The sequence below is a fragment of the Erythrobacter sp. KY5 genome (assembly GCF_003264115.1).
Lineage (GTDB): Bacteria > Pseudomonadota > Alphaproteobacteria > Sphingomonadales > Sphingomonadaceae > Erythrobacter.
In genome coordinates this window covers 1,712,548-1,735,370 of the sequence record NZ_CP021912.1, presented here as the reverse complement: position 1 = coordinate 1,735,370, position 22,823 = coordinate 1,712,548, and the positions used below count along the sequence as shown (strand labels likewise).

Below are 22,823 nucleotides of genomic sequence, written 5' to 3'. Positions count from 1 at the left end.
CTATTCTGACTGCCGCCGCATCGGACATTGCGGCGGCATTGCGCTCGACAGACAGACGCTTCAGTTCATCTTCGCAAGGCGTTTGCGTTCCATTCTTGCGAGCATCTTCTTCGACAGATTGGGTGCCACACCAGGGCGGCTCCACGGACATGCAGCAATGCAAAGGGCGCACCCCTTGGTGTCGATGAAAAAGGGCATGCATTTGTCGAAATTGACGTACCAACGCGTGGCGCCGCGCACCAATTGCTTGCGATCGGAAATGGCACTCGGTGGGCATGTCGTCGTGCACAGCTTGCAATTATAGCAGAACTCATCTGCCCCGACCTCACGCGGGCCGTCGACGTGCAGCGGCATGTCAGTCAGAACGACCGAAAAGCGCAAGTTCGGCCCGTATCTGTCGTTGAGGATAGAGCCATGTTTCCCTAGCTCCCCCATCCCTGATTCAATCGCAGTCCTCAGGACGTTGATGGCCGATCCCATCGCTCCGCCAATTGCTTCCGCATGGTAGCCCGCCTCTCGGATTTTGTCTGCCAGCCGAGCAGCCGAGGCATGCGTGCGCTCGTAGACTGACATGACTTCATCGCTCGTATGCCGCCATTTCGTATTCCAGGGGCGCTTCTTCCACCAGGTTTCTGGCTCGAGGTTCTTCGATATTTCCTCGTAGTCCTGATGCAAGCCAAGGACGATCGCGTACTTTGGGATGTGAGAAATCTTCTCCAGATCCATGTCGAAGTAGAGATTTTTGTGATTTGCTGCCACGCGGATGAGATCGCAGTCAGCGTCCTCCTCGGCATGGGTTTGTATCATACGCGTCAATTCGTCTTTATCGGACGAAGTGGGCCGTGGTAGCGCCTGCTGGACCTTTTCCTTCTCGCCTTCCTTGATCTTTCCGGAGCGCCTGACCGAATTCAAGACCTTGAGATCCCAGGTGCTTTTGCTCAGAAACAAGAGGTTAATCGGAAGGAATGGATGCTTGTGAAGTCGGTGGAACACCGGTGTCGCCGGGCGATCTTCCCGTTCGCCCAAACCGTTGATCGTATTGCCAGACGTTTTGGGCCACAGCTTTTTGACCAGCCAGGACGGCTCAAAACCATCTTGCGTTTCCCTGCCGATAATAATTCCCATGGCTTCCATTCCTCTCGCCACGAACGAGGCTTGCAGCGCTCAGTTGAATCCGCGGTTCTGCTGTTCCTGTTCAAAGACTGTCAGCGCGATCCTTTTTGCGCGCCGGATATGATCCTCGGCCGCTCTGCCTGCGGCTTTGGCGTCGCTCTTGAGCAACGCCTCGATAATCTTGAGGTGATCTTGCGCTGACACCAGGCGGTGCTTCTCGTCAAAATGCCGAGCCCCACGCGCACGAAAAGCGGGAAGTTGGAGAGAGTTTATCATGGCGACCAGACGACGCTGGCCGCACATTGCGATAAGCCCCTCGTGGAACGGCACGTTCACGCTCATGTGTCGATCGCCGTCTTCAAGCACGTGCGCCGACATCCACGTCCTCTTTTGCTCTTTGAGCCAGATGACGTTTTCCGGGAGGTGCGAATACTCCGCTGCGAGTTCGGCGGCATATCCTTCGAGCCGCTCCCTGATTCCAAATGTTTCCTCGATGGTTTCGCGCGTGAGCCGGACAACGGACGCGCCGCGTTGGTGGATAATCTCGACCAATCCGTCGCTCTGAAGTCTCGACAGGGCTTCGCGCAACGTATTGCGACTGACATTGAATTCGCCGATCAAGTCTGTCTCGACCAACCTTTGTCCGGGCGACAAATAGCCGTTGAGGATCTGTTCTCTCAGAATCTGAACGACGCGGTCTGCCGTTCGAGGCGTCTTGTTCGATAGTGCTTGGCCCGCCACCATTCTCTCGTTCTTCATACAATATTGTTCAACAATGCGGGATTAGAGCGGCTGGGGGAAAACTGCAAGAGGCGTGAGCGATCGCGCGGGCGCGCCTTTTGCGATGCATCGGTTTTCAGTCGAACATGATCGGCGCCTCAGCCGCCAGCACGTTCGCGCTTGTCACACCCTGCCCATCAGCGGCGCAATTCGATTGACCAAATTTATTTTAGGCATAAAGTATACCTATGTCTGAACGTAACCCGAATGTCGTCGTCACGGGAGGAGGCTCCGGAATTGGCCTGGCGATCGCGCGCGTGCTTCACGAGCGCGGATTTCAGGTCACGGTTTGCGGACGCAACGAAGCCAAGCTGCAGCGGACCGGCTTGTCTTATGCCGTGATGGACGTATGCGACGATGCTTCGATAGCCGAGGCGCTCCAACGCATTGGCCGTTGCGATGTGTTCGTTGCTAACGCTGGTGCTGCTCGAACCGCACCGGCCTTGAAGACCGACAAGGAACTTTGGGATGCCATGATTGCGGTGAACCTCGCCAGTGTGGTGCGATGTTCGCAGATGGTGATTCCGCAAATGCTTGAACGCAAACAGGGACGCTTTATTGCCATCGCATCGACCGCTTCGGTCAAGGGCTACGCTTATAGCGCGGCGTATTCCGCGGCCAAGCACGGAGTGCTCGGTTGGATTCGCTCGCTTGCGATCGAGCTTGCGAAATCGGGTGTCACGGCGAATGCGGTGTGCCCCGGCTTTACCGATACCCCGCTCCTCGAGAACGCACTCGATGCCGTCGAATCGCGAACCGGGAGAGTTCGCGAGGAAGTCCTCGACCAGTTCGTGAAAGGCAATCCGATGGGCCGGCTGATCGACCCTGCCGAAGTCGCCGAGGCAGTCGCCTGGCTGGCCAGCGAAGGTGCTGCATCGGTAAACGGTCAGGCAATTTTGATTGACGGCGGGGAGACGATTTCATGAGCGACGGCCGCGCAGCCACATTCAGCCTCACCGCCCACGGGCGCGCGCTGTTCGCACGCATGGCAACCCAGCCTGGCGAGTCGATCGCGGTGCGTTTCGAGGAATTCGATCCGCCCGATATCGACGAGCGCACTCGGCTGGTCGGGCGCATCAGGCTTGCCGAACGCGAGGCTCAAAAACCGTTCAAGAGAAGGATATACGCACATTGACGCATGATAGCTTCGATCCGGCGACCTACACCCCGCAGCATTTCCTCTGGGAATTCGAGGGAGGCGTGGCGACGATCCGTCTTGATCGGCCCGAGCGCAAGAATCCGCTGACCTTCAAATCCTACGCGGAATTGCGCGATCTCTTCCGTGACTTGTCTTGCGCGCCTCAAGTTCATGTCGTCGTATTTGCGAGCAATGGCGGCAATTTCTGCTCTGGCGGCGATGTGCACGAGATCATCGGACCGCTCGTTGCGATGGATATGCCGGACCTTCTTCGGTTCACCCGAATGACGGGCGATCTGGTCAAGGCCATGCGCGACTGCCCGCAGACGATCATCGCTGCGGTTCAGGGGGTGAGCGCGGGTGCCGGGGCTATCATCTCGATGGCAAGCGATCTGCGATACGCCTCGCCCGACGCAAAGACCGCGTTTCTGTTCAATCGCGTTGGCCTTGCGGGCTGTGACATGGGGGCATGTGCCATTCTGCCGCGCCTGATCGGCCAAGGTCGAGCGAGCGAGTTGCTGTTTTTCGGTCGCTCCTTGAGCGCGCCAGAGGGGCTTGAATGGGGGTACTTCAACGGCGTGTTCGATGCCGATGAACTTGACCAACAAGTGCTCGAACTGGCTCGCAAGCTGGCCTCCGGCCCGACATTCGCCAATGCCATGACGAAGAACCAACTCAATCTCGAATGGGACATGAGCCTGTCGGCTGCGATAGAAGCGGAAGCGCAGGCGCAAGCGATCTGTATGCAAACAAAAGACTTCGAGCGCGCCTACCGTGCCTTCGTCGACAAGCGGAAACCCGAGTTCAAGGGCGATTGAATGGCGGACCAATCATATCTGAGTTGGCCGTTTTTCGAGCCGCACCACAAAACCCTCGCGCGCGAACTGGATGCATGGGCAGCGGACGCCATTCCCGCGATCGTAGAGCGCGAGGGAGCTGAGGAAGAACTCGACGAAACCTGCCGCATGTTGGTCGCGGCGCTCGGGCAGGCGGGTTGGCTCAAATATTGTGTCATCGGCGCCTATGGCGGCGCGCATGAGGAGCTGGACGTCCGCTCGCTTTCTCTGATCCGCGAGACGCTGGCGCGATATTCCGGGCTCGCCGACTTTGCATTTGCCATGCAGGGCCTCGGCTCCGGGGCCATCAGTCTGTTCGGCAGCGATGAGTTGCGGCAGCGCTATCTGCCAGCGGTGGCGAGCGGTGAAAAGATCGCGGCTTTTGCCTTGTCGGAAGAGAATGCAGGGTCCGACGCGGCAGCGATGGAAACCACCCTCTCGCAAGCGGGCACAACATTGCGCCTAAACGGCGAAAAACTATGGATATCGAACGGCGGGATCGCCAATTTCTACTGCGTTTTCGCCAAGGGCGAGGCAGGGGTCAGCGCGGTGGTTGTCGACTCGGACAGTGCCGGGCTCTCGGTCGCCGAGCGGATCAATGTGATCGCCCCTCACCCGCTCGCACGGTTGCGCTTCGATGGTGTGGAAGTGCCGAGCGACCGGAAACTCGGTGAAGACGGTAAAGGCTTCAAGGTCGCCCTATCCACACTCGATATTTTCCGCACGACCGTAGGCGCAGCTGCGCTGGGCCTTGCGAGAAGGGCGCTTGATGAAGCGGGAGCGCGCGCGCTTTCGAGGCAGATGTTCGGAGCCTCGCTCGCCGACCTCCCTCTCGCCCAGGCAAGTCTTGCCGAAATGGCGGTGGACATCGATGCCTCGGCGCTTCTGGTTTACCGCTCGGCTTGGACAAAAGACATCGTGGGACAGCGCGTTACCCGCGAGGCAGCGATGGCAAAGCTCTATGCGACCGAAGCGGCGCAGAGCGTCATCGACAAAGCCGTGCAGATGTTCGGCGGCCTCGGCGTGAAGAAGGGTGTAAAGGTTGAGGAACTCTACCGTGAAATTCGCGCCCTGCGGATTTATGAGGGCGCTTCCGAGGTCCAAAAGATCGTTATTGCGCGGCAATTGCTCGACGGCATGAGAAAGGGACTCGCGTGACGGACCATCGATATTTGCAACCCGAGGGATGGCCACGTCCCAGGGGCTATGCCAATGGCATCGCCGCGACGGGGCGCCTTGTCATGACAGCGGGCGTGATTGGCTGGACGAAAGACGAAACCTTCGAAGCGAATGACTTCCCAGGCCAGTTCGATCAGGCGCTAAGCAATGTCGCCGAAATCCTCAGACAGGGCGATGCAGAACCGCACCATCTCGTGCGGCTAACCTGTTATGTGACAGATATCGCGGCCTATCGCGCCTCGCTCGAAGAGATCGGCGCATCATGGAGACGGCATTTCGGCAAGGTCTTTCCTTGCATGGCAGTAATCGGTGTCTCAGAGCTGGTTGAGCGCGAGGCGATCGTCGAGATCGAAGCGACAGCAGTCGTCCCCATTGAGGCCGAATAGGAGCGCGCATCGCCCCATTCGACGCGGCGACAGCCATGAGTCGATATTTTATTCATCAACAAAACGCGGTTTAAAAAAGCGGGACCATTGAAATGAAAATCACGGTAATCGGCGGCGGACCCGGCGGGCTCTATTTCGCGCTTCTGACCAAGAAACGGCGCCCGGAGATCGAGATCGAAGTCCACGAGCAGAACCGGGCCAACGATACGTTCGGCTTTGGCGTAGTCTTCTCCGACGAGACGATGGACGAATTCCTGAGCGCGGATCCGGAGTCTTACGATGGGCTGCGCGATCATCTTGCCTATTGGACCGATATCGTCGTCGATCGCAGCGGTGAGCGCACGGTTATCGGCGGCAACGGTTTCGCGGGATGCTCGCGCCAGGTGCTACTGACCCAATTGCAGGATCGCTGCCGCGAAAAAGGGGTCGCGTTGCATTTCGAATCCGTCATCGACGCCGATACAATCGAAGATCGCTTTGCAGACAGCGACCTGATCGTGGTCGGCAACGGGATTGCTTCCCCCATCCGCGACAGATTTGCCGAAGAGTTCGGAGTTTCGCAGCAGGATCGCCCCAATTACTTTACATGGATGGGGTCGACCAGGCCGCTGGACGCATTCACCTTCTTCTTCCGCGAAACCGAACACGGTCACTTCTGCGCGCACACTTATCAATACAATCCCGAGCGCTCGACATGGGTGATCGAAACGACCCCCGAAACCTGGCACGCATCCGGCTTCGCCGAGATGAGTGAAGAGGAAAGCGCGTGGGCTCTTGAAGAGGTCTTTGCCGACTGCCTGGACGGCCATGGGCTCATAACCAACCGCTCGATCTGGCGGAATTTCCCTGTGATCGCGTGCGAGCGCTGGTCGCACAAGAACATGGTCCTACTCGGTGATGCGAAGGCGACAGCCCACTGGTCCATCGGTTCAGGAACGAAATTGGCGATGGAATCGGCGATCAGCCTGTCCGATCAGGTCGTTGCACATGGCGACGACATCGCAGCTGCTCAGAGGGCCTACGAGGAAGAACGAAGGACGCCTGTCGAGATTACGCAGCATAACGCCGCCGTCTCGCTTCGCTGGTTCGAGGACATGGCGATGCATTGGGAAAAGCCGCGTTATCAATTCGCCTTCTCCCTGATGAGCCGGGCCAAATCCGTCACGTGGGATAATATCGCGCTTCGCGACCAAGAATTTTTGCACGAGGTGGAGCAGGAATTCTACCGGAACTACGAAGGCGATACGGGACGTGATGTCGCATCTTACAACCCCACGCCTATGTTCACCCCCTTCGATCTGCGCGGCATGACCGTGCCGAACAGGATTGTCATGGCGCCTATGGCGCAATACTGCTCCGAGAATGGGCGCCTGAACCATTGGCATAACACGCATTACTACACACGCGCGCTTGGCGGCACCGGGCTCATTTTCACCGAAATGACCTGTCCAAGCGCGGATGCGCGTATCACACCGGGTTGCACCGGCCTGTGGAATGGCGAGCAGGAAGCCGACTTCACCGAACTGGTATCCCGCATCCACGAAACCCCGGCCAAGATTGCGCTCCAACTTGGCCATGCGGGGCGAAAAGGGTCCACGAATGTGGCAGAAAACGGGATGGACATGCCGCTTTCCGATGGCAACTGGCCACTCATTTCCGCTTCCGCGATCCCCTATATCGAGGGAACGTCGAGTACGCCGGAAGCGATGAGCCGGGACCAGATGGATGCGGTGAAAGCGGATTTCGTGGCTTCCACCAAACGGGCCCAGCGGGCCGGCTTCGACATGCTCGAACTGCACTGTGCGCACGGATACCTGCTCGCAAGCTTCCTGTCGCCGCTGACCAACGTGCGTGAAGACGAATATGGCGGAGACGCCGAAGCTCGCGCTCGCTATCCGCTCGAAGTGTTCGAGGCGATGCGCGCGGTCTGGCCGGAGGACAAGCCGATGTCGGTGCGCCTCTCGTCAAGCGACTGGGCGCCCGGCGGCCTCACGCTTGAGGACCTGCAGGTTATCGCGGGACTTTTCAAGGATGCCGGTGCCGACATCATCCATTGTTCGTCGGGCGAGACGGTCCGTTGGCAGAAGCCCGTTTTCGGACGCATGTGGCAGACGCCCTTCGCCGAGTTCGTGCGCAACACTGTCGACATCCCGACAATCGCGGTCGGTGATATCTCGGTGCCCGAGCAGATCAATACGATCATCGCGGCAGGGCGCGCAGACCTTTGCGCATTGGCCCGCCCTCACCTCAACAATCCTTTCTGGGCACGTCACGCAGCTGGGCATTACGGCGTACGCTCGGTCAACGGCTCTTCGCTGGGTTGGCCGGTACAGCTGCGCTCCGGCGAGTATCAGCTTTACCGCGAGGCCGAGAAAGCGAATGAGCGCGCAACGGAACTCGCTATCAAGGCCAGGCCGGAACGCCGCCACTATCAGCAAGCCGCGACATAAACGCCATGTAAAAATCGCCCGAGAGGGACATCCACCGACTGCCGGCCGGGCGCTGGCCAGGCGCAGCCCAAACAGCTCGTTCGCTACTGTTCGGGCGGTTCGAAGCCGATTGACCTGAACTTGTTTAGCATGGCGCATCCATGTTGATATTGCCTGTGCGGCGTTCGTCCGCCGACGCGCGCCACTTTCCTGCACAGCATGACCGAGACACGCTGCGAGATTGCGCGATGGCTCTTCCAATTTGTCCTTTGTGCTTTCCCAAAGCGGCCAACTGATCGGCTATGACAAATTGATCCGTGAGGCGTCCGGTCTGCCAACTTCCGGATGCTCTGGCGCCATCGTCGGATCGTTAAGTCGCTTTCTTCCATGGCTCTTCAGCCATTCGGACACCTCGATCCCATCACGAAACCTTAGCGGCCCATGACCTCGAATTGCTCCTCGCCGTTTTTCTTCGCGTGATACATCCAGCCAATCGGCAAGCGTTGCCCTCGCTTTGCTTTCAGGGAGCCCTCGCGCTCCCACCCGGCTTCGATTCTGCTCGAGATCCTCGAGAATGGCTTGAGCGACCTCTTCAGCATCAATTTTGTTCGTTCCAATCACTCCAGTAGCGCCTCGCCGAGCCCATCCGGAAGCGTAGACCAAGGGGATCGCAACTCCCTTCTCATCCAAAATCCGCCCTCCCGGCCCAATTGGAAGACGTGACCTTTCGAAGTCAAAGGGCAGGCCTGCCAGAGGCTCGCTTCGAAAACCGATTGATTGAATGACGGTATCGCAACGCAGTTCGATCGTTTTTCCCATGAGCATGTGCTGAGGGCGTCCATTTTCCTTGACGACGAAGGTCTGGTCGCAAATCAAACTCTCAATGCGATGCTCTCCGACGATCCGCTGTGGGCTCAATCCAAAGCTCAGCCGAACAGGTCGCTTGTCCTTATCGAGCTCTTGCTGACTCCAACCCCTGAAAAGCTCGAGATTGCGCTGTCTACGGCGTTCAGCTTGCGCGTCATTGAGCGGGATAGCCTCGTCGAGCTCAAGGGAAAGCGGATCAACAACGATCTGGACGCCAGGGACCTCTGAAAGCTCGACCAGTTCTTTCGGAGTGAAACTGGTTTGTGAAGGCCCCTGTCTACCAATTATCGTTACGTTTTCGACCTGCGAGGACGCAAATCGCACGGCGGCTTCGGGCATCATGTCGGTAGTAATGAGGTGAGAAGGATCGCTGAGCAGCATCCGGGCCGTATCAAGTGCTACATTACCATGACCGATGATTACAACGCTCCTCCCGATCCGTGGGTCGAGGTCTCGGTAGTCGGGATGGGCATTATACCATCGCACGAAATCCGGCGCGTGAATGCTTCCAGGGAGGCCTTCGCCTTCAAGGCCTAACTTGCGGGACGCACTAGCGCCAGTGCACAGTCCGACGGCATCATAACACGAGCGCAGCTGTTCGATGTTAGTGTCTTTGCCTAGCTCAATACCTCCCAGAAAACGAATGCGTGGATGCTCGAGCATTCGGTCGTACCCCCAACCTTTGGCACGCACTTCAGGGTGATCCGGTGCTACGCCATACCGTACAAGCCCGTGAGGGAAGTTAAGTCGCTCTATAAGATCGACCTGCGCAGTTGGGTGCCCATCCAGGATCGACTTAGCCAGGTACATTCCCGCTGGCCCGGCGCCGACAACAGCAATCCGCGGACCTTCTTCGTCGTCGAGCGCTTTTCCGGGTCTGGGTTCGCCGGGTCGCGGCAAGAGCGCTCTTCTTGCCTGATCGTATCCTCGCTTGATCTTGTCGTATCCAAGCTCGCTGAAGGGGCACACCTTGACGCAAATCGCGCAACCCCAATTGCGAGCAAAATAGTCGCGGCAGGCCGTGGCCCTGATCGCGCGCTTGTATCCATTCGCCTTATCGACTGGCTTGGCCTCGATCGCGCCGGGCGGACAGGATCGGACGCATTTGCGGCAGTCGGCGCAGACCTCGCGGATCCACAAATAGGGGTTTTCCGGTTCAGGAAGGTTTTCGATCCCAACATAGATCGCGCAAATCCGCATGCGAGCACCGGCCGTGGGCCCAATCAGAAGACCATGGTAACCGATCGCACCGATTCCCGCCGCTTCCGCCATAGCCGGGTAATCCGACTGACCGCCCAAATTAGTGCCCGGATAGGCTGCAAAGCCGCGCCCTCGCAGCCACTCGCATGCGTCCGATGCGATCTCGCCGAGATCGGCGTAGCCACGCATGACCTCCGTGCTCGCACGGGCGGACGGCGCAGTCTGAATCTCCTCTTTGAGCATCTCGACAGTAAACAAGATTGCATGTCGTTCGGGCAGCGACTTGCCGGCGAAAATCAACTTCGGATCTACATTCGGGAGAAATCCAACCTCGAGTGCTCCTTTCTCCTTCATGAGCTGCGTGAGTTCTTCGATTTCTTCAGGATCGATATGCCGACGGTATGGGGAATAGGTTTCGTCCCAAAACTTGGCCGCCCTTTGTGTCTGCTTTCCGAAATGGGGCATTTGGGGAACAAGTCTTAGGAAGTCGCGCCATCTCATGCGCGCTATGGCTTTCTGCCGGAAAGGGACGTGGCTGGTGAACGGCGTTCTGGGTAGGGAGGTCTCGTCGGCCTCGACAGGATCGCTGCCTATCGGGCCGTGATCTTCCAGCTTCGCGAGCATCTCGTCGGTGCTTGCTTCGACATCGACACCGTCGAAGGAATACCCGAGGCGAGCGGCAATGCGCATAACGAGTTCAGCGGGGCCAAGCATGGGTTAGGGGTTCCTTGCTAATTCATTCTTTGGTCGGCAATTTTGCCATTGCGCGCATTCCAGTCAGCTGCCTTGTGCTGCGTTGAAATTGCGCCATTCCGTGGGTTCATCGTCGCAATGCGTGATCGCGCTTACGGGGCAGACAATCACACAAGCTCCACAATCGATGCAGACTTTCGGATCGATTTTGAATCGGTCACCGTCGTCATGGATGCATGCGACGGGGCAGACCTCGACGCACGACGCGTCTTTCACCCCCAGACAAGGCTCGCCAATTACGTGCGGCATGGTGCGCTTCCTTTAATAATCTGCGGTGACCTGAGTCTATTGTGGCGGCGAGAACTCATGTCGCTGGCACTGTTTTCGCTGGCGATATCGGGTGCTCGCGCGACCGATGCCGCGCCCGAACCGCGAGCAGATAAGCAGCCGGAGTGTAGATGAACGCAATCACTGTCAGGCCCAGCAGCCCGCCAGCAAATGTCTGCGCGAATGGAGGCCAGAATTCGCCGGGAAAGAGTGCAAGTGGAATGAAGCCACCGGCGGTTGTGATGGTCGTTGACCAGACATGGCGCGCGACCGATCCGGTTACGACATCTCTGATTGCATCAGGATCGCCAGTGCGCGCCTCCTCGTCTTCATCAAGCGCCGAGATGACCACGATCGTGTCATTTATGCCGACACCGATCAGGCCCATCACACCCACAATGATGAGAAAAGCGAAGTCGTGGCCGCTCACAAAAAGAGCGAAAAAGCCGAAACCGATGGCTATAACACCGGAGCCCGCCACAATGAGCATCCTGCGAAAGGAATTGAAAACAAGAACGAGGATCGTGACAGCAATCACCAGCAGTATTGCCACCTGGCTCAACAGTTGGGTGATGGCATCCCCGCGCGCTTCTGCTTCTCCGCCCCACTCGATGCGATAGCCAGGCGGAAGCTGGAAACCTTGCTCTTCAAGCTCTGATTGAAACTCAGCAAGGATGACTGAAGAATCATAACCCTTTGCAACGAAACTCGACACGACCTGAATTCGCTCGCCATCGAGACGCTGCAAGTCGACCCAAGCGGGCACAATCCGCACCGAACCAATGGACGATAGCGGCACACCGGACTGACTTACCCTGCTTGGAGGGGTCAGAGAGATGCTCTCAACGTCAGCAATACTGTCTCTCTGGTCCTCGGGGAAGCGGACCAGGACAGGAAGCTGTTCGGTTTCTTCAAGGACAAAGCCGCCGGCTTGACCGATCAGCGCATTGTCGAGTTGTCGCGCCACATCGCCGAGACTCAAGCCGGCTCTTGCTGTTGCGACCTCGTTGACATCAACTTCGATTTTGGCGGCGTCGCGGTGAACGGCAGCACGCGCCCCCACCACGCCGTCAATATTGGCCAGAATGCTCGCCGCCTCGACACCGAGCTGTGCGAGTGTTTCGAACTCGGTCCCGATGATCCGCATCTCGACCGGAGTAGCCAGCGGCGGCCCAAACCCATACTGGATCACGGCAATCGAGGCTTCCGGGAATTGGTCCGAAAGCTTTTGCTGAAGGAGGGGGACAAGCCGCGCAGTATCCGCATCGCTGTCAGTGTCGATGACGAGGTCGGCAAAAGCGGGATTCTGGCTCTCAGAGCTCTGCGCATTGTAATAGAGTTGCGGTGAAGCTGCCCCGACGGTCGCGAGGACTTCGGCGACGCCTTCTTCTTCCCGGATCGCTTGATCTATGCGCTTCACAATTTGGGCGCTCGCGTAAATCGAGCTGGCCTGCGCCATCCGCACTTCGATCCGAAACTGATCTCGATCTGTTGCCGGGAAGAACGCGGTGGGTATCGTTGGAAGCGCTACAAATCCAATCAATGGGATCAGAAATGAAGCAGCAAGGGCCAATCGAGGGCGATGCAGAAAAAAACCGACGATCCCGCGAAACCGCCGGGCAAGATTTGGTAATTCGACCCCGTTTTTGAGCCAATCATATCGCCCTGTGGTCTCCGATGCTCTGGGCCCTTCCTTGAAAAGGATTGGTGACAAGGCCGGCACGATGAACATCGAAATCACAAAAGAGCTGAACAAAGCGCAGAGCACTGCGAAAGCCATAGGCCCAACGAATTCGCCGCCCGCTCCCGGCGCCATCACGATCGGGGAGAATGCGAGCATGGTAGTTGTGGTTGATGCCAATAACGGAAAAAACAGCTTTCGGATGGCGCCGGTCGCAGCCTGGGCAAAACTTTCGCCGTGTGCGAGATCGTCACGAATATCATTTGTCATGATGATCGCGTTGTCGACCATCAGCCCTAGAGCGACGATGATGCCGACGATCGACATCTGATGCAGCTCAAGACCGACAAAAGGAAACACACCAAGTGTTAGCAATGCGACCAAAGGAATAGTGATGCCGACGCTGATCGCAGACCGGATGCCCATTGTGAGGATCAGCACCGCGACGACGATGAGAAGGCCTTGGAGCAGTGTAACCAAGACACTGGTCAACCGATCAGTCGTATAACTTGCTTGTTCGAAGATCACTTCGACCGCGATGCCATCGGCCTGTCGAGCTCTGAACTCCTCAACTGCCGCGAGCACTTGCGGAACCCAAAGGTCCACCCTCTGGCCAAGCTGCATTCGGGAGCCCACAATCACCGCTGTGACACCGTTGTGGGTCGTCACTACAGATGGTGGATCTGACGTCGTGCGGGTAAGCGTTGCGACGTCGCCAAGACTCAGGGTCTCTCCCCCTGCTGAGATCAAAGGGACGGACCGAAGCCGCGACAAGCTGTCAAAAGCCCCGGTCAATTCCACCGTCATGGTTGTCTGCGCGTTTGCAACGTTCCCGGCCGATCCGCGGACATCGGCCTGAGCGAGCGTTCGCGCGACGTCTTCGAGCGTTAAGCCAGCGGCACGTATTGACTGCTGGTCGATATCGACCCGGATGATTTCCGGAAGACTGCCATGGACTTCGACATGATCGGTACCTGGTATTGAACGAAGCCTGTCGCCCAGCTCATCTCCATAACGTTGCAGGAATATCTGGTTGGCAGGCGAGGGCGCGTCCCACTTTACCGCTACCGCTACTGTATACGCGTACCCGCCCTCATCATCGAGATCAGGCGTAGACGCATCGTCGGGAAGTGTGCCCTCAAGATCGGATAGCAAATCACGAACGCGCGACCAGACCGGCGCTGTTTCGGTAATTTCGTCTTTGAGGACGATGCTAACAATCGAAACGCCAGCACGTGATACGGATGAAACACTATCGACCTGCTCAAGCGTGCGGACTTCTTCTTCAATGGGCTGGCTCAATAACGCCTCGACCCGTTGTGCGTCAGCACCGGGATAGAGTGTTGTGATGGCCGCACTGCGCGCCTTGATTGTCGGATCCTCTGCGCGGGGCAAATTCTGGATCGCGGCGATACCGACTGCGGCGATGAACGCGACCACCAGGATCAACGAACGCCGATTGAAGAGCGCTGAAATCACGGTGTCGGCTCGACACTGCGACCAGCGACACGCTTGGTTTCGACGACCTGCCCGGGCAGAACACGATGAGAACCGCCTGCAATAACTTCGGCTTGCCCCTTAAATGAACCCGATACGTAAGCTCGATCTGAAGAGCTGTAGAGGACTTCCACCGGCACACGCCTCACAACCCAGCCCGCCTCACGTTCTTCGACCACCTGAATCGCAAACAGGCCTTTCAGGTCACTAACAAGAGCTGTGACAGGCACCCAGATGCCCTCGCCAGACACCGATTGTTCTATAGCTATTTCTGCGGCCTTACCTTCAGAGATCGATGCGTTTTGGGGTATTGAAACGATAATCGTCGCGGATTGTGCTGCATCCGATACTGTCGGAAGCACAGATTTCACTCGTCCTGAGAAGACGAGGTCGTCCACAAAAAGGTTTACGCTCGAACCTGGTCGCAACGCTCTGGCCACATCGACCGGCAGCGAGGCACGGGCTTCGAGACTTCCGGATTCAATCATCGTGACGATCGGGGTCTGCGCCTGCGCGAGATCCCCTACCGAGGCCTGGCGCTCGATAACAAGACCTGAGAAAGGTGCTCGCAGCACAGTATCGCGAAGGTCAGCAGCCGCGAGATCGAGCGAAGCTTGAGCGCTTTTAAGACGTGCTCGGCCGGTCAGCACATTTGCATGAGCATCGTCCACCGCGCGGCCCGAGGTAGCATCACGGCTTCGCAATTGTGTCTGTCGGGCCAGTTCCGCTTCGTACTGATCAAGCAAAGCTTTTGCTTCTGCAACCTGCGCTCGCGCTTCGTTTGACGCTGCGCGCAATCTGTCCGCCTGCAACCGGGCGATCACGGCCCCCTTACGCACTTGGTCGCCGATCTCGACGGCAACCATCGAAACCCTGCCGGCGACCTCAAAGCCAAGTTCAGCTGTCTGCTCAGCGCGAATTATCGCAGGATACCGACGGTCTACCTTGAGACCTTCCTGCAAGCTGATAACCATCGTTGTGACCCGTAACGACGGTTCCGCATTGCTTGCTGTATCCTCATCTTGGCCGCCGGTAACAGCCCGTGCTATTAAGATAAGGCCCAGAATAAGGGCCAAGACAAGGAGCGCGCGAGCCGCCGATGATGCGGGGGGGGGCAACCGGCTTCGCAGCATGTGGGAGAGCTTATTCACAATCTCGCGCTATTCCTCTTTGCGGGGTATCTAGCGGAGCCGACCTCTGGCCCACACGACGGGGCTAATATATTTAGCATACGATATCGTCAAGTAAAAGGAAGTTCGATGAGTGAGCAGGCGCGTCGCGGGAGACGCAAAAGCGCGGAAAAGCATGCAGCTGTGCTCGCCGCAGCCAAACGCTTGTTCTTCGCAAATGGCGTTGAAGGCGTAGCGATCGAACACATAGCCGCTGAGGCGGGCGTATCGAAGATGATGATCTACTCGAATTTCAAAGACAAGGAGGGTGTCTTTGAGTCTATGGTGAGTGAGCTGTCGCAAGGCTTGCAGCAGATCGTCGGCCGCATCAGTCTGTCGACGGCAGGCATCGAGGCCGCGCTAAACGAAGCGGGCGAGCAGATCCTGACGATGCTGTCGTCCGAGGAAATGCTCGCATTCGACGGGCTTCTTACGATCGAAGCGCAGAAGCACACCGCTATCGCGAAACGCTTTTACAAGGCGGGCCCCGGACAGCTACAGGCAGTGATTGCATCAAATCTCACCCAGCGCGCAGAGCGCGGAGAACTCAAACTGCTAGATGCGAATGAAGCTGCGGAGGATCTTATAGCGCTTTGGCAGGGCGTATGGCCAATGGAGCGGCGGTTTCTTCAACGAGGAACGCCAACACGCGCGCAGATAAAAAAGAAAGTGGCGAAGGGGACCCGGAATTTCCTAGCACTCTATGGCACTGGGTCGAATTCCGAACTGTGATCTAGATCATAATTGACTGACGCCATCGTCTATTTTATGTGCGTGGAATGTACCGCGCCCCTTTCTCCTGTCTTTCAGCCTTTCTGCTGGCGTCTTGCGCAGGCTCGGAACCGGTAGTTCTTACGAGTCCGCCAGAGAAGTTTGTATCGGCGAATGCAAACGGCGGTGATGTGGCAATACCGCAATGGCTAGAGGCGCTTGAGGATCCGTTTCTGGATACCCTCGTCGAGCGCGCACTTGCTGACAATCTGGAGATAGATCAGGCATCGGCCAGGGTGGAGCAAGCACGGGCAGGTGCGCGGTTGACCCGCACCGCTCTGCTTCCCAGAACCGACCTGCGCGCAGGAATGAGCCGCGATCGCATTTCTGAGGCAACCGCTGGCCTGGGAGCCCTTGCGGGTGATGAAAACTCCGGGATTAACTTTCCAAATCCTGCTGACACCTTTGATGTAGGCGGCGATCTCATCTGGGAACTCGATCTTTTCGGTGCAAACAAAAAGGCGCTGCGTGTCGCGCGCGCCGAACTGGTCGCTGTCAGGGCCGATAGACAGGCTTCAGAGCTACGCATAGCAGCGGAAGTTGCGCGAACCTATTTTGAGGCAAGGCGCGCTGAAGCCTTGATTGCAATTTCCAAGCAGCAGCTTTCCGCTCGGCGCCGGATAATCGATATCACCACCGCCAAAGTCCGGTTTGGTGATGCCTTGCCGGAAACACTCCTCCAGGAGCGCCGAGCGCTTGCTGATTTGGAAAGCGACGCACAAGTGCACCAAGCAGATTTGGCAGCTGCCCAGTTTGCCTTGGCAGTTCTTCTCGCGCTGGAGCCTGTGGAGCTATTGGCACTATGGAAAGACAGTGAGAGCACCGACCCACGGATGCTGTACTTGCCCTCACCCGGCGAAGTCCTCAGCGCGCGGCCCGATATCGTGGCTGCGGAGTATCGACTTCGCGCAGCGAATGGACAAGTCGATGTGGAGATCGCCGAGTATTACCCCAAGATCCAGCTTGGCGCCTCGATCGGCTCGCAGGCCGAAGACCCTGGCGATCTGCTGACCCAGCGCTCTCAAACCTTCTCGATAGGGCCAAGCCTCAATTGGAGAATTCTCGATTTTGGTGCCATTGACGCGGCTGTCGCGCAGGCGCGCGGTGCGGAGAAAGAGGCATATGCGGATTATCGCCTCGCAATGCTACGGGCGATCGAAGAAATCGAGCGTGAGGTATCCCGCTTCGGCGCCCTCTCCGATGTTCTGGTCAGCCGGACCCAGATTGCAGAGCTCAAGCGCGCAGAGGTTGCCATTGCCCGTGCCAAGTATGAATTCGGCGATATTGAGCGGCTCGCCTTGTTGAGGGAAGAGCTAGAGTTCCAGAATCAAGAGATGCAGGAAGCAATAGCCCGTGCCGACCTTTTCATATCCTATTCCGTGCTCGCCAAAGCGCTAGGCGGTGCCCAAACATTGTCGTCCCCCGGTTAATTTAGCTTAATGTCGACCAAGCCGAATGAAGCGAAGGTGAAAGCTCAGTGGCCAAACGGCCTCACGGACAAGTACGCAAGGAGCGCAAACGCGCGGTGATCCTGCTCGCGGCGTACCTAGTTTTTACGAAGTCAGGATTTCACGGGGCCACGTTCGAGGCCATAGCAAGGGAAGCGGGCGTATCGAAAGTGACCGTCTACCGGCACTTTTCAGGCTCTAAGCACGATCTTTTTGTTTCGGCTATCGAGCTGCAATGCCAAGGATTCAGTACCGCCATCGAGAGTATTCGAGCGTTGGGAACCAATTTGCGAAGTGTTCTTGATGATCTCGCGACACAGCTCAATTCATTGTTAAGCGACCAGAGCTACCTTAACTTGAAGCGACTGGTACTGAGCGAAGTTCGATCTTGCCCCGAAGCCTACGAACACTTCAGGTATATTTGCCTCGATCCGATCAATCACCGCGTTGCTCAACACCTAAAGACTTTTGAGCAATGTAGTCTTGAACATGAGAAAAGCATCCATGCCGCGGCTAGCTTTTTTGTCTCATTGCTAGAGGGTGTCGAACTTCATTTAGCTAGAATCGGACAGGCAGATGCTCGTCAGCTCGTCGAAAAGCGCCTCCGACAGAGTGTGGCGCTTTTCCTCTTTGGGTACTCCGGAGTACTCGAAGGGCGAAATCAAACCTGATCTAGAGCCTCCTTTAGGGTCCGGATCCATAAACGGGATTCCCATCTGCATGGAGATGTGATTCACGTGCCACCAGCAAGGAGGCTTGTTGAATGGCGGATTTCTTCTGGTTTTCGGATGAGCAGTGGGCGCGAATTGAGCCGTTGCTGCCGAAAGACACACGCCAGATGCCGAGGGTCGATGAACGGCGGGTGCTCTCGGGGATTGTCCGCGCACTAAAGAGCGGTGGCCGCTGGGGCGATTGCCCGGAGCATGTCCACGGTCCGAAGAAGACGCTCTACAACCGGTTCCGGCGCTGGGCCGAACGTGGAGTATGGGAACGCATTTTTTCCGACCTTGCCGCTGACGTGACCCCCAAAATACCCCCACACCAAATCCGGCTTCAAGCGAATGCATGCGCACGCAAGCGGACGCGAATCACTCACATCATTCTGTTTTAATTGAGTTTTACGGATGTATGCGGAAGCAAGCGAACCCATGCGGATTCGAGATTGGTAGCGGAGGAGGGACTCGAACCCCCGACACGCGGATTATGATTCCGCTGCTCTAACCACCTGAGCTACTCCGCCGTACCAGTTTGCCCGTGGGGGCTCCCGATTGTCGGTTGGCAACCGGGATTCGCGAGGCTTAACGCCTCTAGCGAGCGGCGCATTTAGGGCGCTCCCTTGCCCCGGTCAACCTCAAGTTTGCGATTGCTCGCCGCCGACCTGATTTGCAGGTGCACTCGCCCTGTTCATGCGCATGACCTTGACCGCCAACGAACGGTTGAAGGCGTTGTCCACGGCCCGCCCAATCTCCGGCAAGCTCTTCGACAATTGGGCCAGAGCATCACGGTCGATACGCGCGCAGCGCATCGGTTTCGTCACTTTCACGGTGGCGCTCGCGGTGTGTCCGGAAATGTGGCTCATCTCGCCGAGGAATTCCCCCGCCCCACACTCGTTCACCTCTTCGCCGTCGCGCACAATCGAAGCGCGTCCGCTCGCGATGTAGATCAGCGGGGGATCAAGCTGACCCTGAACGATCAGGTCCTCGCCCACTTCCATATCGTTCCAGACCATAAGGTCGCGAAGGCGGTTTTGACGAGCAGGATCCTCGATCTGCATGACATGGTCGAACAACTCGCGCTCTTCACTGGTCATGACTCCTGTGCGAGCGCGACGATACAGCGCAACGAGCCTCAAGCCGTTGACCAGCAGGAACGCCGCAGCAAGCAGGCTCGCAACGCTGAGTTCGCCTTTAAGGGCGAAATGCGCAACGCCGAGGATACCTGCCACAAGCGCGATGATGCGGATCGTGCGCACCTGGCCCGGCAGCATCGCCAAGACTAGAGCGGCGCCGGCCGCCCAGCCTGCCATGGTGCTCGCCTCTTCCATCTGTTTCCCCCCAAAGTGCACCGGCACATTGCGTCCGGAATCGCGCAAGCCCGCGCGTGGCCTAAGTACCTATACTACAAGCGCTCGCGTCCGCGAAATGGCATTCGCTTTACCTCTTTCCACGGCCCGCCTTCGTAAAGGTGCAATTCGAGCGCAGGAAAGGCGAACCAGCCGCGTTCGATCCACGGGTCGAGCTGCGGTGACAGCTCGGCCTGGAGCGCGCGAGCCTCGTCTTTCGATACCTTGTTCTGGATGGTTATGTGCGGGCGTGGCTCGTGCAGGTCCTGATCGGTGAGCATCCCGTGAAAGTGCTCCGCGATGATCCTGCGCACAGCGAGCAGCCCCGGAGCCTCCAGCCTGATTGCAGTACCCTTGCCGAAGTCGAGCAAGCCGGTGATGCGGCCCTCAGGCGGTGCGAACTCCTTCGAAACCTGAGGCACGAAATTGAGAAGTTCCTCGCGCAGCGAAGGCGCGAAAGCATGGAAAAGCGTGACGTGTGCGTGAAGGTGGTTGCGTTCCGGCGGAAAATGCGCGCGCCTCAGACCCTCTGCCCAGCCACGCACCGGTTCGGGGATCGAAGCGGTCAGGATGAACGGCTGCGCGCCCAAACCTAGTTCATCTCTCCGCGCTGTCGGCGCAGCTCAAACCAGCGCCCCACCGCTTCGTTATGGCCATCCAGCGTCGCATTGAATTCGTGCCCGCCTGTGCCGTCAGCTACCATGAACAGGTACTCGTGATCTTCGGGGTTGAGGACAGCGGCGATGCTTTCGCGGCCCGGATTTGTGATCGGTCCTTCGGGCAAGCCAACGCGGGTGTAGGTGTTGTAGCCGTTTATCGCGGCGATTTCTGATTGGCGAATGCGGCGGCCCAGCGGCTTTCCCTTGGTGATCGGGTAGATGATCGTCGGGTCGGCCTGAAGCATCATCCCCACCTCGATCCGGTTGGAATAAAGCCCTGCCACGGTCCGACGCTCTTCGGGTGTGCCGGTTTCCTTCTCGACCACGGATGCAAGGATCAACGCCTCTCGGATCGTGTCGACCGCTATATTCTCCCCACGCTCGGCCCAGGCTTCAGCGAGATACAGATCCATTGCCGACTGCATCTGTTCGACCAGCTCGGCACGTGGCTGTCCGCGCTCGAAGGCGTAAGTGTCGGGCAGGATCGATCCTTCTGCGGGCACATCGATTTCGCCGGTCAGCAGTTCCTCCGCCATGAGACGTTCCCACACGAGCACCGAGGGCATGCCTTCGGGTATGGTGACAAAGCGCCGGATGACGTCTCCCGACTGAAAGGCGGTCAGAATGTCCTGCTGGCTCATCCCGGGCGTGAGGGCGAATTCGCCTGCCTGGATCGGATCGGATGAACCGAACAAACGGGCGGAGAGCAGGAAGCCATCAGCTGAGCTGATCAGGTCCTTCTCCTCCAGATCCCGGGCAACGGCGCTCAGCGAAGAACCTGCCGGAATCATAAACGGTGTTTCTTCTTCGATCTGGGCTTGCCCAAGAAATTGCGGCGCGAGAAGCAGCGCGACGCCTGCCAGCATGATCAGGCTGATGATGAGCAGCCCCGCCTTACGCACCGGCTCAGTCGACCTTCTGCATGATCAGCGAGGCGTTGGTGCCGCCAAAGCCGAAGCTGTTATTCAGAACCGCGCGCACTTCGCGCTTTTTCGCCGTGTGAGGCACCAGATCGATGCCTTCGGTCCCCTCGTCCGGATTGTCGAGGTTAAGCGTCGGGGGGACAATGCCATCGCGCATGGCGAGGATGCAGAACACCGCCTCCACAGCGCCGGCACCGCCGAGAAGGTGGCCAATCGCGCTCTTGGTCGAGCTCATCGACGCGCCGCTGAGATCGTCGCCCAGCACGCGTTTTACAGCGGCGAGTTCGATCGTATCGGCCATCGTGCTGGTGCCGTGCGCGTTGACGTAATCAATGTCGCCGGGACCAAGGCCTGCCTTGCGCAGCGCCATCTTCATGGCGAGTTCCGCGCCCTTTCCTTCGGGGTGCGGCGCGGTGACGTGGTAGGCATCTCCCGACAGGCCATATCCAGTGACTTCGGCGTAGATCGTCGCGCCCCGTGCCTTGGCGCGCTCATATTCTTCGAGCACGACGACACCGGCGCCCTCGCCCATGACGAAACCTTCGCGGTCCTTGTCGTAAGGGCGGCTTGCTTCGGTGGGCCGATCGTTGAAGCTGGTGTTGAGTGCGCGGGCCTGCGCGAAGCCGGCGATGCCCAGCGGATTGATGGTGCTTTCCGCGCCTCCGGCTAGCATCACGTCGGCATCGTCCATCGCGATCATGCGAGCGGCATCACCGATTGAGTGAGCGCCGGTCGAACAGGCGGTCACAACCGCGTGGTTCGGGCCCATGAAGCCGTATTTGATCTGCACCTGCCCGGTGACGAGATTGATCAGGCGACCATGCACGAAGTGCGGGCTGACCCGGCCAGGCCCACGCTCATGCAGGTTGACGCTTTCGTATTCGATACCTGGAAGGCCGCCGATCCCTGCACCGATCGAGCAACCCACGCGCTCCTTCTCCTCATCGGAAAGGTCGGTCAGGCCTGCATCTTCGAGCGCCTGTCCAGCAGCGTCGATACCGTAGACGATGAACGGGTCGACCTGCCGCTGAACCTTGCTGTCCACGCGCTTGTTGGCGTCGAAGCCCCACGGATGGTCCTTGCCCTTCACTTCGCAGGCAATCGTGCATTTCTGGCCCTCGGTGTCGAAGCGCGTGATCGGACCAGCGCCGCTTTCGCCGGCAATCAGGTTCTTCCAAGAGGTTTCGACATCACCGCCCAGCGGTGTGACAAGGCCAAGACCGGTTACGACGACGCGGCGCATCAGATATCTCCAGTGCCCGGGAGGGCGAAATTCGAATTAACGTTTAAAACACTACAGGCCCGAAGGCCCTTTACAAAGGGCTCGGGCCTGTTGGTCAATTGCGCGCCCCATATATGATGAGACGCGCAGATTGCTGGGCAATTAGCCCTTGTTTTCTTCGATGAACTTCGTGGCATCGCCGACGGTCGAGATCTTCTCAGCCGCGTCGTCGGGAATTTCCACGCCGAATTCTTCTTCGAAAGCCATGACAAGCTCGACGATGTCGAGGCTGTCTGCGCCAAGATCGTCGATGAAGCTCGCATCCTGAGTGACCTTGTCACCTTCGACGCCGAGATGTTCGACGACAATTTTCTGCACGCGGTCGGCAGTATCGCTCATGTGTATCCCTCTTGAGATTGGGTATTAAACTCGTGAATGGCCCT

21 protein-coding genes and 1 tRNA gene are annotated in these 22,823 nt (G+C 58.1%); 10 read left to right on the top strand and 12 right to left on the bottom strand.

The window, feature by feature from the left end:
* Positions 1–60: 60 nt before the first annotated feature.
* Both CD351_RS08195 and CD351_RS08190 read right to left on the bottom strand, forming a co-directional pair.
* On the bottom strand, positions 61–1,125 hold the full coding sequence (locus CD351_RS08195) for a 4Fe-4S dicluster domain-containing protein (RefSeq protein WP_162627658.1): 1,065 nt from the start codon (positions 1,123–1,125) through the stop codon (positions 61–63).
* A 39-nt stretch (positions 1,126–1,164) separates the two neighbouring features.
* A complete protein-coding gene (locus CD351_RS08190) occupies positions 1,165–1,872 on the bottom strand; it encodes a GntR family transcriptional regulator (RefSeq protein ID WP_111992175.1) in 708 nt (235 codons plus the stop codon).
* Between the two features lie 209 nt (positions 1,873–2,081).
* Here CD351_RS08190 and CD351_RS08185 point away from each other — a divergent pair, with 209 nt between their 5' ends.
* The 6 genes from CD351_RS08185 (at position 2,082) to CD351_RS08160 (ending at position 7,882) form a co-directional block, all read left to right on the top strand.
* Positions 2,082–2,819, top strand: a complete 738-nt coding sequence (locus CD351_RS08185) for an SDR family NAD(P)-dependent oxidoreductase (RefSeq protein ID WP_111992174.1) — start codon at positions 2,082–2,084, stop codon at positions 2,817–2,819.
* The gene (locus CD351_RS08180) at positions 2,816–3,028 is read left to right on the top strand and encodes a hypothetical protein (RefSeq protein ID WP_111992172.1); all 213 of its coding nucleotides are present in this window, start codon (positions 2,816–2,818) and stop codon (positions 3,026–3,028) included. Before CD351_RS08185 ends, CD351_RS08180 begins: the two co-directional genes overlap by 4 nt.
* Positions 3,025–3,849 carry an enoyl-CoA hydratase family protein gene (locus CD351_RS08175; RefSeq protein WP_111992171.1) on the top strand — a complete coding sequence of 275 codons (825 nt, stop codon included), beginning with the start codon at positions 3,025–3,027 and terminating at the stop codon, positions 3,847–3,849. The genes CD351_RS08180 and CD351_RS08175 overlap by 4 nt, the downstream gene beginning before the upstream one ends.
* Complete coding sequence (locus CD351_RS08170; protein WP_111992170.1) at positions 3,850–5,025, top strand: acyl-CoA dehydrogenase family protein; 1,176 nt, start codon at positions 3,850–3,852, stop codon at positions 5,023–5,025.
* Complete coding sequence (locus CD351_RS08165; RefSeq protein WP_234027076.1) at positions 5,022–5,432, top strand: RidA family protein; 411 nt, start codon at positions 5,022–5,024, stop codon at positions 5,430–5,432. Before CD351_RS08170 ends, CD351_RS08165 begins: the two co-directional genes overlap by 4 nt.
* A 92-nt stretch (positions 5,433–5,524) precedes the next feature.
* The gene (locus tag CD351_RS08160; RefSeq protein ID WP_111992166.1) at positions 5,525–7,882 is read left to right on the top strand and encodes a bifunctional salicylyl-CoA 5-hydroxylase/oxidoreductase; all 2,358 of its coding nucleotides are present in this window, start codon (positions 5,525–5,527) and stop codon (positions 7,880–7,882) included.
* A gap of 279 nt (positions 7,883–8,161) precedes the next feature.
* Here the strand turns inward: CD351_RS08160 and CD351_RS08155 are convergent, their stop codons facing one another.
* The 4 genes from CD351_RS08155 to CD351_RS08140 form a co-directional block, all read right to left on the bottom strand.
* Positions 8,162–10,642, bottom strand: a complete 2,481-nt coding sequence (locus CD351_RS08155; RefSeq protein WP_111992165.1) for an FAD-dependent oxidoreductase — start codon at positions 10,640–10,642, stop codon at positions 8,162–8,164.
* Positions 10,643–10,705: 63 nt separating this feature from the next.
* Positions 10,706–10,930, bottom strand: coding sequence for a 4Fe-4S binding protein (locus tag CD351_RS16085; RefSeq protein ID WP_111992164.1), 225 nt, complete (start codon positions 10,928–10,930; stop codon positions 10,706–10,708).
* Between the two features lie 55 nt (positions 10,931–10,985).
* Positions 10,986–14,108, bottom strand: coding sequence for an efflux RND transporter permease subunit (locus tag CD351_RS08145; protein ID WP_111992163.1), 3,123 nt, complete (start codon positions 14,106–14,108; stop codon positions 10,986–10,988).
* Positions 14,105–15,100, bottom strand: coding sequence for an efflux RND transporter periplasmic adaptor subunit (locus CD351_RS08140; protein ID WP_162627657.1), 996 nt, complete (start codon positions 15,098–15,100; stop codon positions 14,105–14,107). The genes CD351_RS08145 and CD351_RS08140 overlap by 4 nt, the downstream gene beginning before the upstream one ends.
* A 285-nt stretch (positions 15,101–15,385) precedes the next feature.
* On the opposite strand from CD351_RS08140, the gene CD351_RS08135 reads away from it, so the two are divergent.
* From CD351_RS08135 to CD351_RS08120, 4 genes are all read left to right on the top strand, one after another.
* The gene (locus tag CD351_RS08135; protein ID WP_111992159.1) at positions 15,386–16,027 is read left to right on the top strand and encodes a TetR/AcrR family transcriptional regulator; all 642 of its coding nucleotides are present in this window, start codon (positions 15,386–15,388) and stop codon (positions 16,025–16,027) included.
* 47 nt (positions 16,028–16,074) lie between these two features.
* The gene (locus tag CD351_RS08130) at positions 16,075–17,496 is read left to right on the top strand and encodes an efflux transporter outer membrane subunit (protein WP_111992157.1); all 1,422 of its coding nucleotides are present in this window, start codon (positions 16,075–16,077) and stop codon (positions 17,494–17,496) included.
* 95 nt (positions 17,497–17,591) lie between these two features.
* Positions 17,592–18,185: a TetR/AcrR family transcriptional regulator gene (locus tag CD351_RS08125; protein ID WP_162627655.1), complete on the top strand. Its 594-nt coding sequence runs from the start codon at positions 17,592–17,594 to the stop codon at positions 18,183–18,185.
* A gap of 92 nt (positions 18,186–18,277) precedes the next feature.
* Positions 18,278–18,625: a transposase gene (locus tag CD351_RS08120; protein WP_111992153.1), complete on the top strand. Its 348-nt coding sequence runs from the start codon at positions 18,278–18,280 to the stop codon at positions 18,623–18,625.
* Positions 18,626–18,677: 52 nt separating this feature from the next.
* On the opposite strand, the gene CD351_RS08115 is transcribed toward CD351_RS08120, so the two are convergent.
* From CD351_RS08115 to CD351_RS08090, 6 genes are all read right to left on the bottom strand, one after another.
* Positions 18,678–18,754 (bottom strand) — tRNA-Met (locus CD351_RS08115).
* 111 nt (positions 18,755–18,865) lie between these two features.
* The gene (locus CD351_RS08110; RefSeq protein WP_111992151.1) at positions 18,866–19,558 is read right to left on the bottom strand and encodes a cyclic nucleotide-binding domain-containing protein; all 693 of its coding nucleotides are present in this window, start codon (positions 19,556–19,558) and stop codon (positions 18,866–18,868) included.
* A gap of 74 nt (positions 19,559–19,632) precedes the next feature.
* Positions 19,633–20,166 carry a 2'-5' RNA ligase family protein gene (locus CD351_RS08105; protein ID WP_111992150.1) on the bottom strand — a complete coding sequence of 178 codons (534 nt, stop codon included), beginning with the start codon at positions 20,164–20,166 and terminating at the stop codon, positions 19,633–19,635.
* A gap of 2 nt (positions 20,167–20,168) precedes the next feature.
* Positions 20,169–21,137: an endolytic transglycosylase MltG gene (gene mltG, locus CD351_RS08100; protein ID WP_111992148.1), complete on the bottom strand. Its 969-nt coding sequence runs from the start codon at positions 21,135–21,137 to the stop codon at positions 20,169–20,171.
* 4 nt (positions 21,138–21,141) lie between these two features.
* Complete coding sequence (gene fabF / locus CD351_RS08095) at positions 21,142–22,401, bottom strand: beta-ketoacyl-ACP synthase II (RefSeq protein WP_111992146.1); 1,260 nt, start codon at positions 22,399–22,401, stop codon at positions 21,142–21,144.
* Between the two features lie 141 nt (positions 22,402–22,542).
* A complete protein-coding gene (locus tag CD351_RS08090; RefSeq protein WP_007163734.1) occupies positions 22,543–22,779 on the bottom strand; it encodes an acyl carrier protein in 237 nt (78 codons plus the stop codon).
* Positions 22,780–22,823 lie beyond the last annotated feature (44 nt).

Excerpts from the sequence above, each read along its gene's own strand:
- CD351_RS08195 (WP_162627658.1), bottom strand. The coding sequence starts at position 1,125 with ATGGGAATTATTATCGGCAGGGAAACGCAAGATGGTTTTGAGCCGTCC.
- CD351_RS08190 (WP_111992175.1), bottom strand. The coding sequence starts at position 1,872 with ATGAAGAACGAGAGAATGGTGGCGGGCCAAGCACTATCGAACAAGACG.
- CD351_RS08185 (WP_111992174.1), top strand. The coding sequence starts at position 2,082 with ATGTCTGAACGTAACCCGAATGTCGTCGTCACGGGAGGAGGCTCCGGA.
- CD351_RS08180 (WP_111992172.1), top strand. The coding sequence starts at position 2,816 with ATGAGCGACGGCCGCGCAGCCACATTCAGCCTCACCGCCCACGGGCGC.
- CD351_RS08170 (WP_111992170.1), top strand. The coding sequence starts at position 3,850 with ATGGCGGACCAATCATATCTGAGTTGGCCGTTTTTCGAGCCGCACCAC.
- CD351_RS08160 (WP_111992166.1), top strand. The coding sequence starts at position 5,525 with ATGAAAATCACGGTAATCGGCGGCGGACCCGGCGGGCTCTATTTCGCG.
- CD351_RS08155 (WP_111992165.1), bottom strand. The coding sequence starts at position 10,642 with ATGCTTGGCCCCGCTGAACTCGTTATGCGCATTGCCGCTCGCCTCGGG.
- CD351_RS16085 (WP_111992164.1), bottom strand. The coding sequence starts at position 10,930 with ATGCCGCACGTAATTGGCGAGCCTTGTCTGGGGGTGAAAGACGCGTCG.
- CD351_RS08140 (WP_162627657.1), bottom strand. The coding sequence starts at position 15,100 with ATGGTTATCAGCTTGCAGGAAGGTCTCAAGGTAGACCGTCGGTATCCT.
- CD351_RS08135 (WP_111992159.1), top strand. The coding sequence starts at position 15,386 with ATGAGTGAGCAGGCGCGTCGCGGGAGACGCAAAAGCGCGGAAAAGCAT.
- CD351_RS08130 (WP_111992157.1), top strand. The coding sequence starts at position 16,075 with ATGTACCGCGCCCCTTTCTCCTGTCTTTCAGCCTTTCTGCTGGCGTCT.
- CD351_RS08120 (WP_111992153.1), top strand. The coding sequence starts at position 18,278 with ATGGCGGATTTCTTCTGGTTTTCGGATGAGCAGTGGGCGCGAATTGAG.
- CD351_RS08110 (WP_111992151.1), bottom strand. The coding sequence starts at position 19,558 with ATGGAAGAGGCGAGCACCATGGCAGGCTGGGCGGCCGGCGCCGCTCTA.
- fabF (WP_111992146.1), bottom strand. The coding sequence starts at position 22,401 with ATGCGCCGCGTCGTCGTAACCGGTCTTGGCCTTGTCACACCGCTGGGC.
- CD351_RS08090 (WP_007163734.1), bottom strand. The coding sequence starts at position 22,779 with ATGAGCGATACTGCCGACCGCGTGCAGAAAATTGTCGTCGAACATCTC.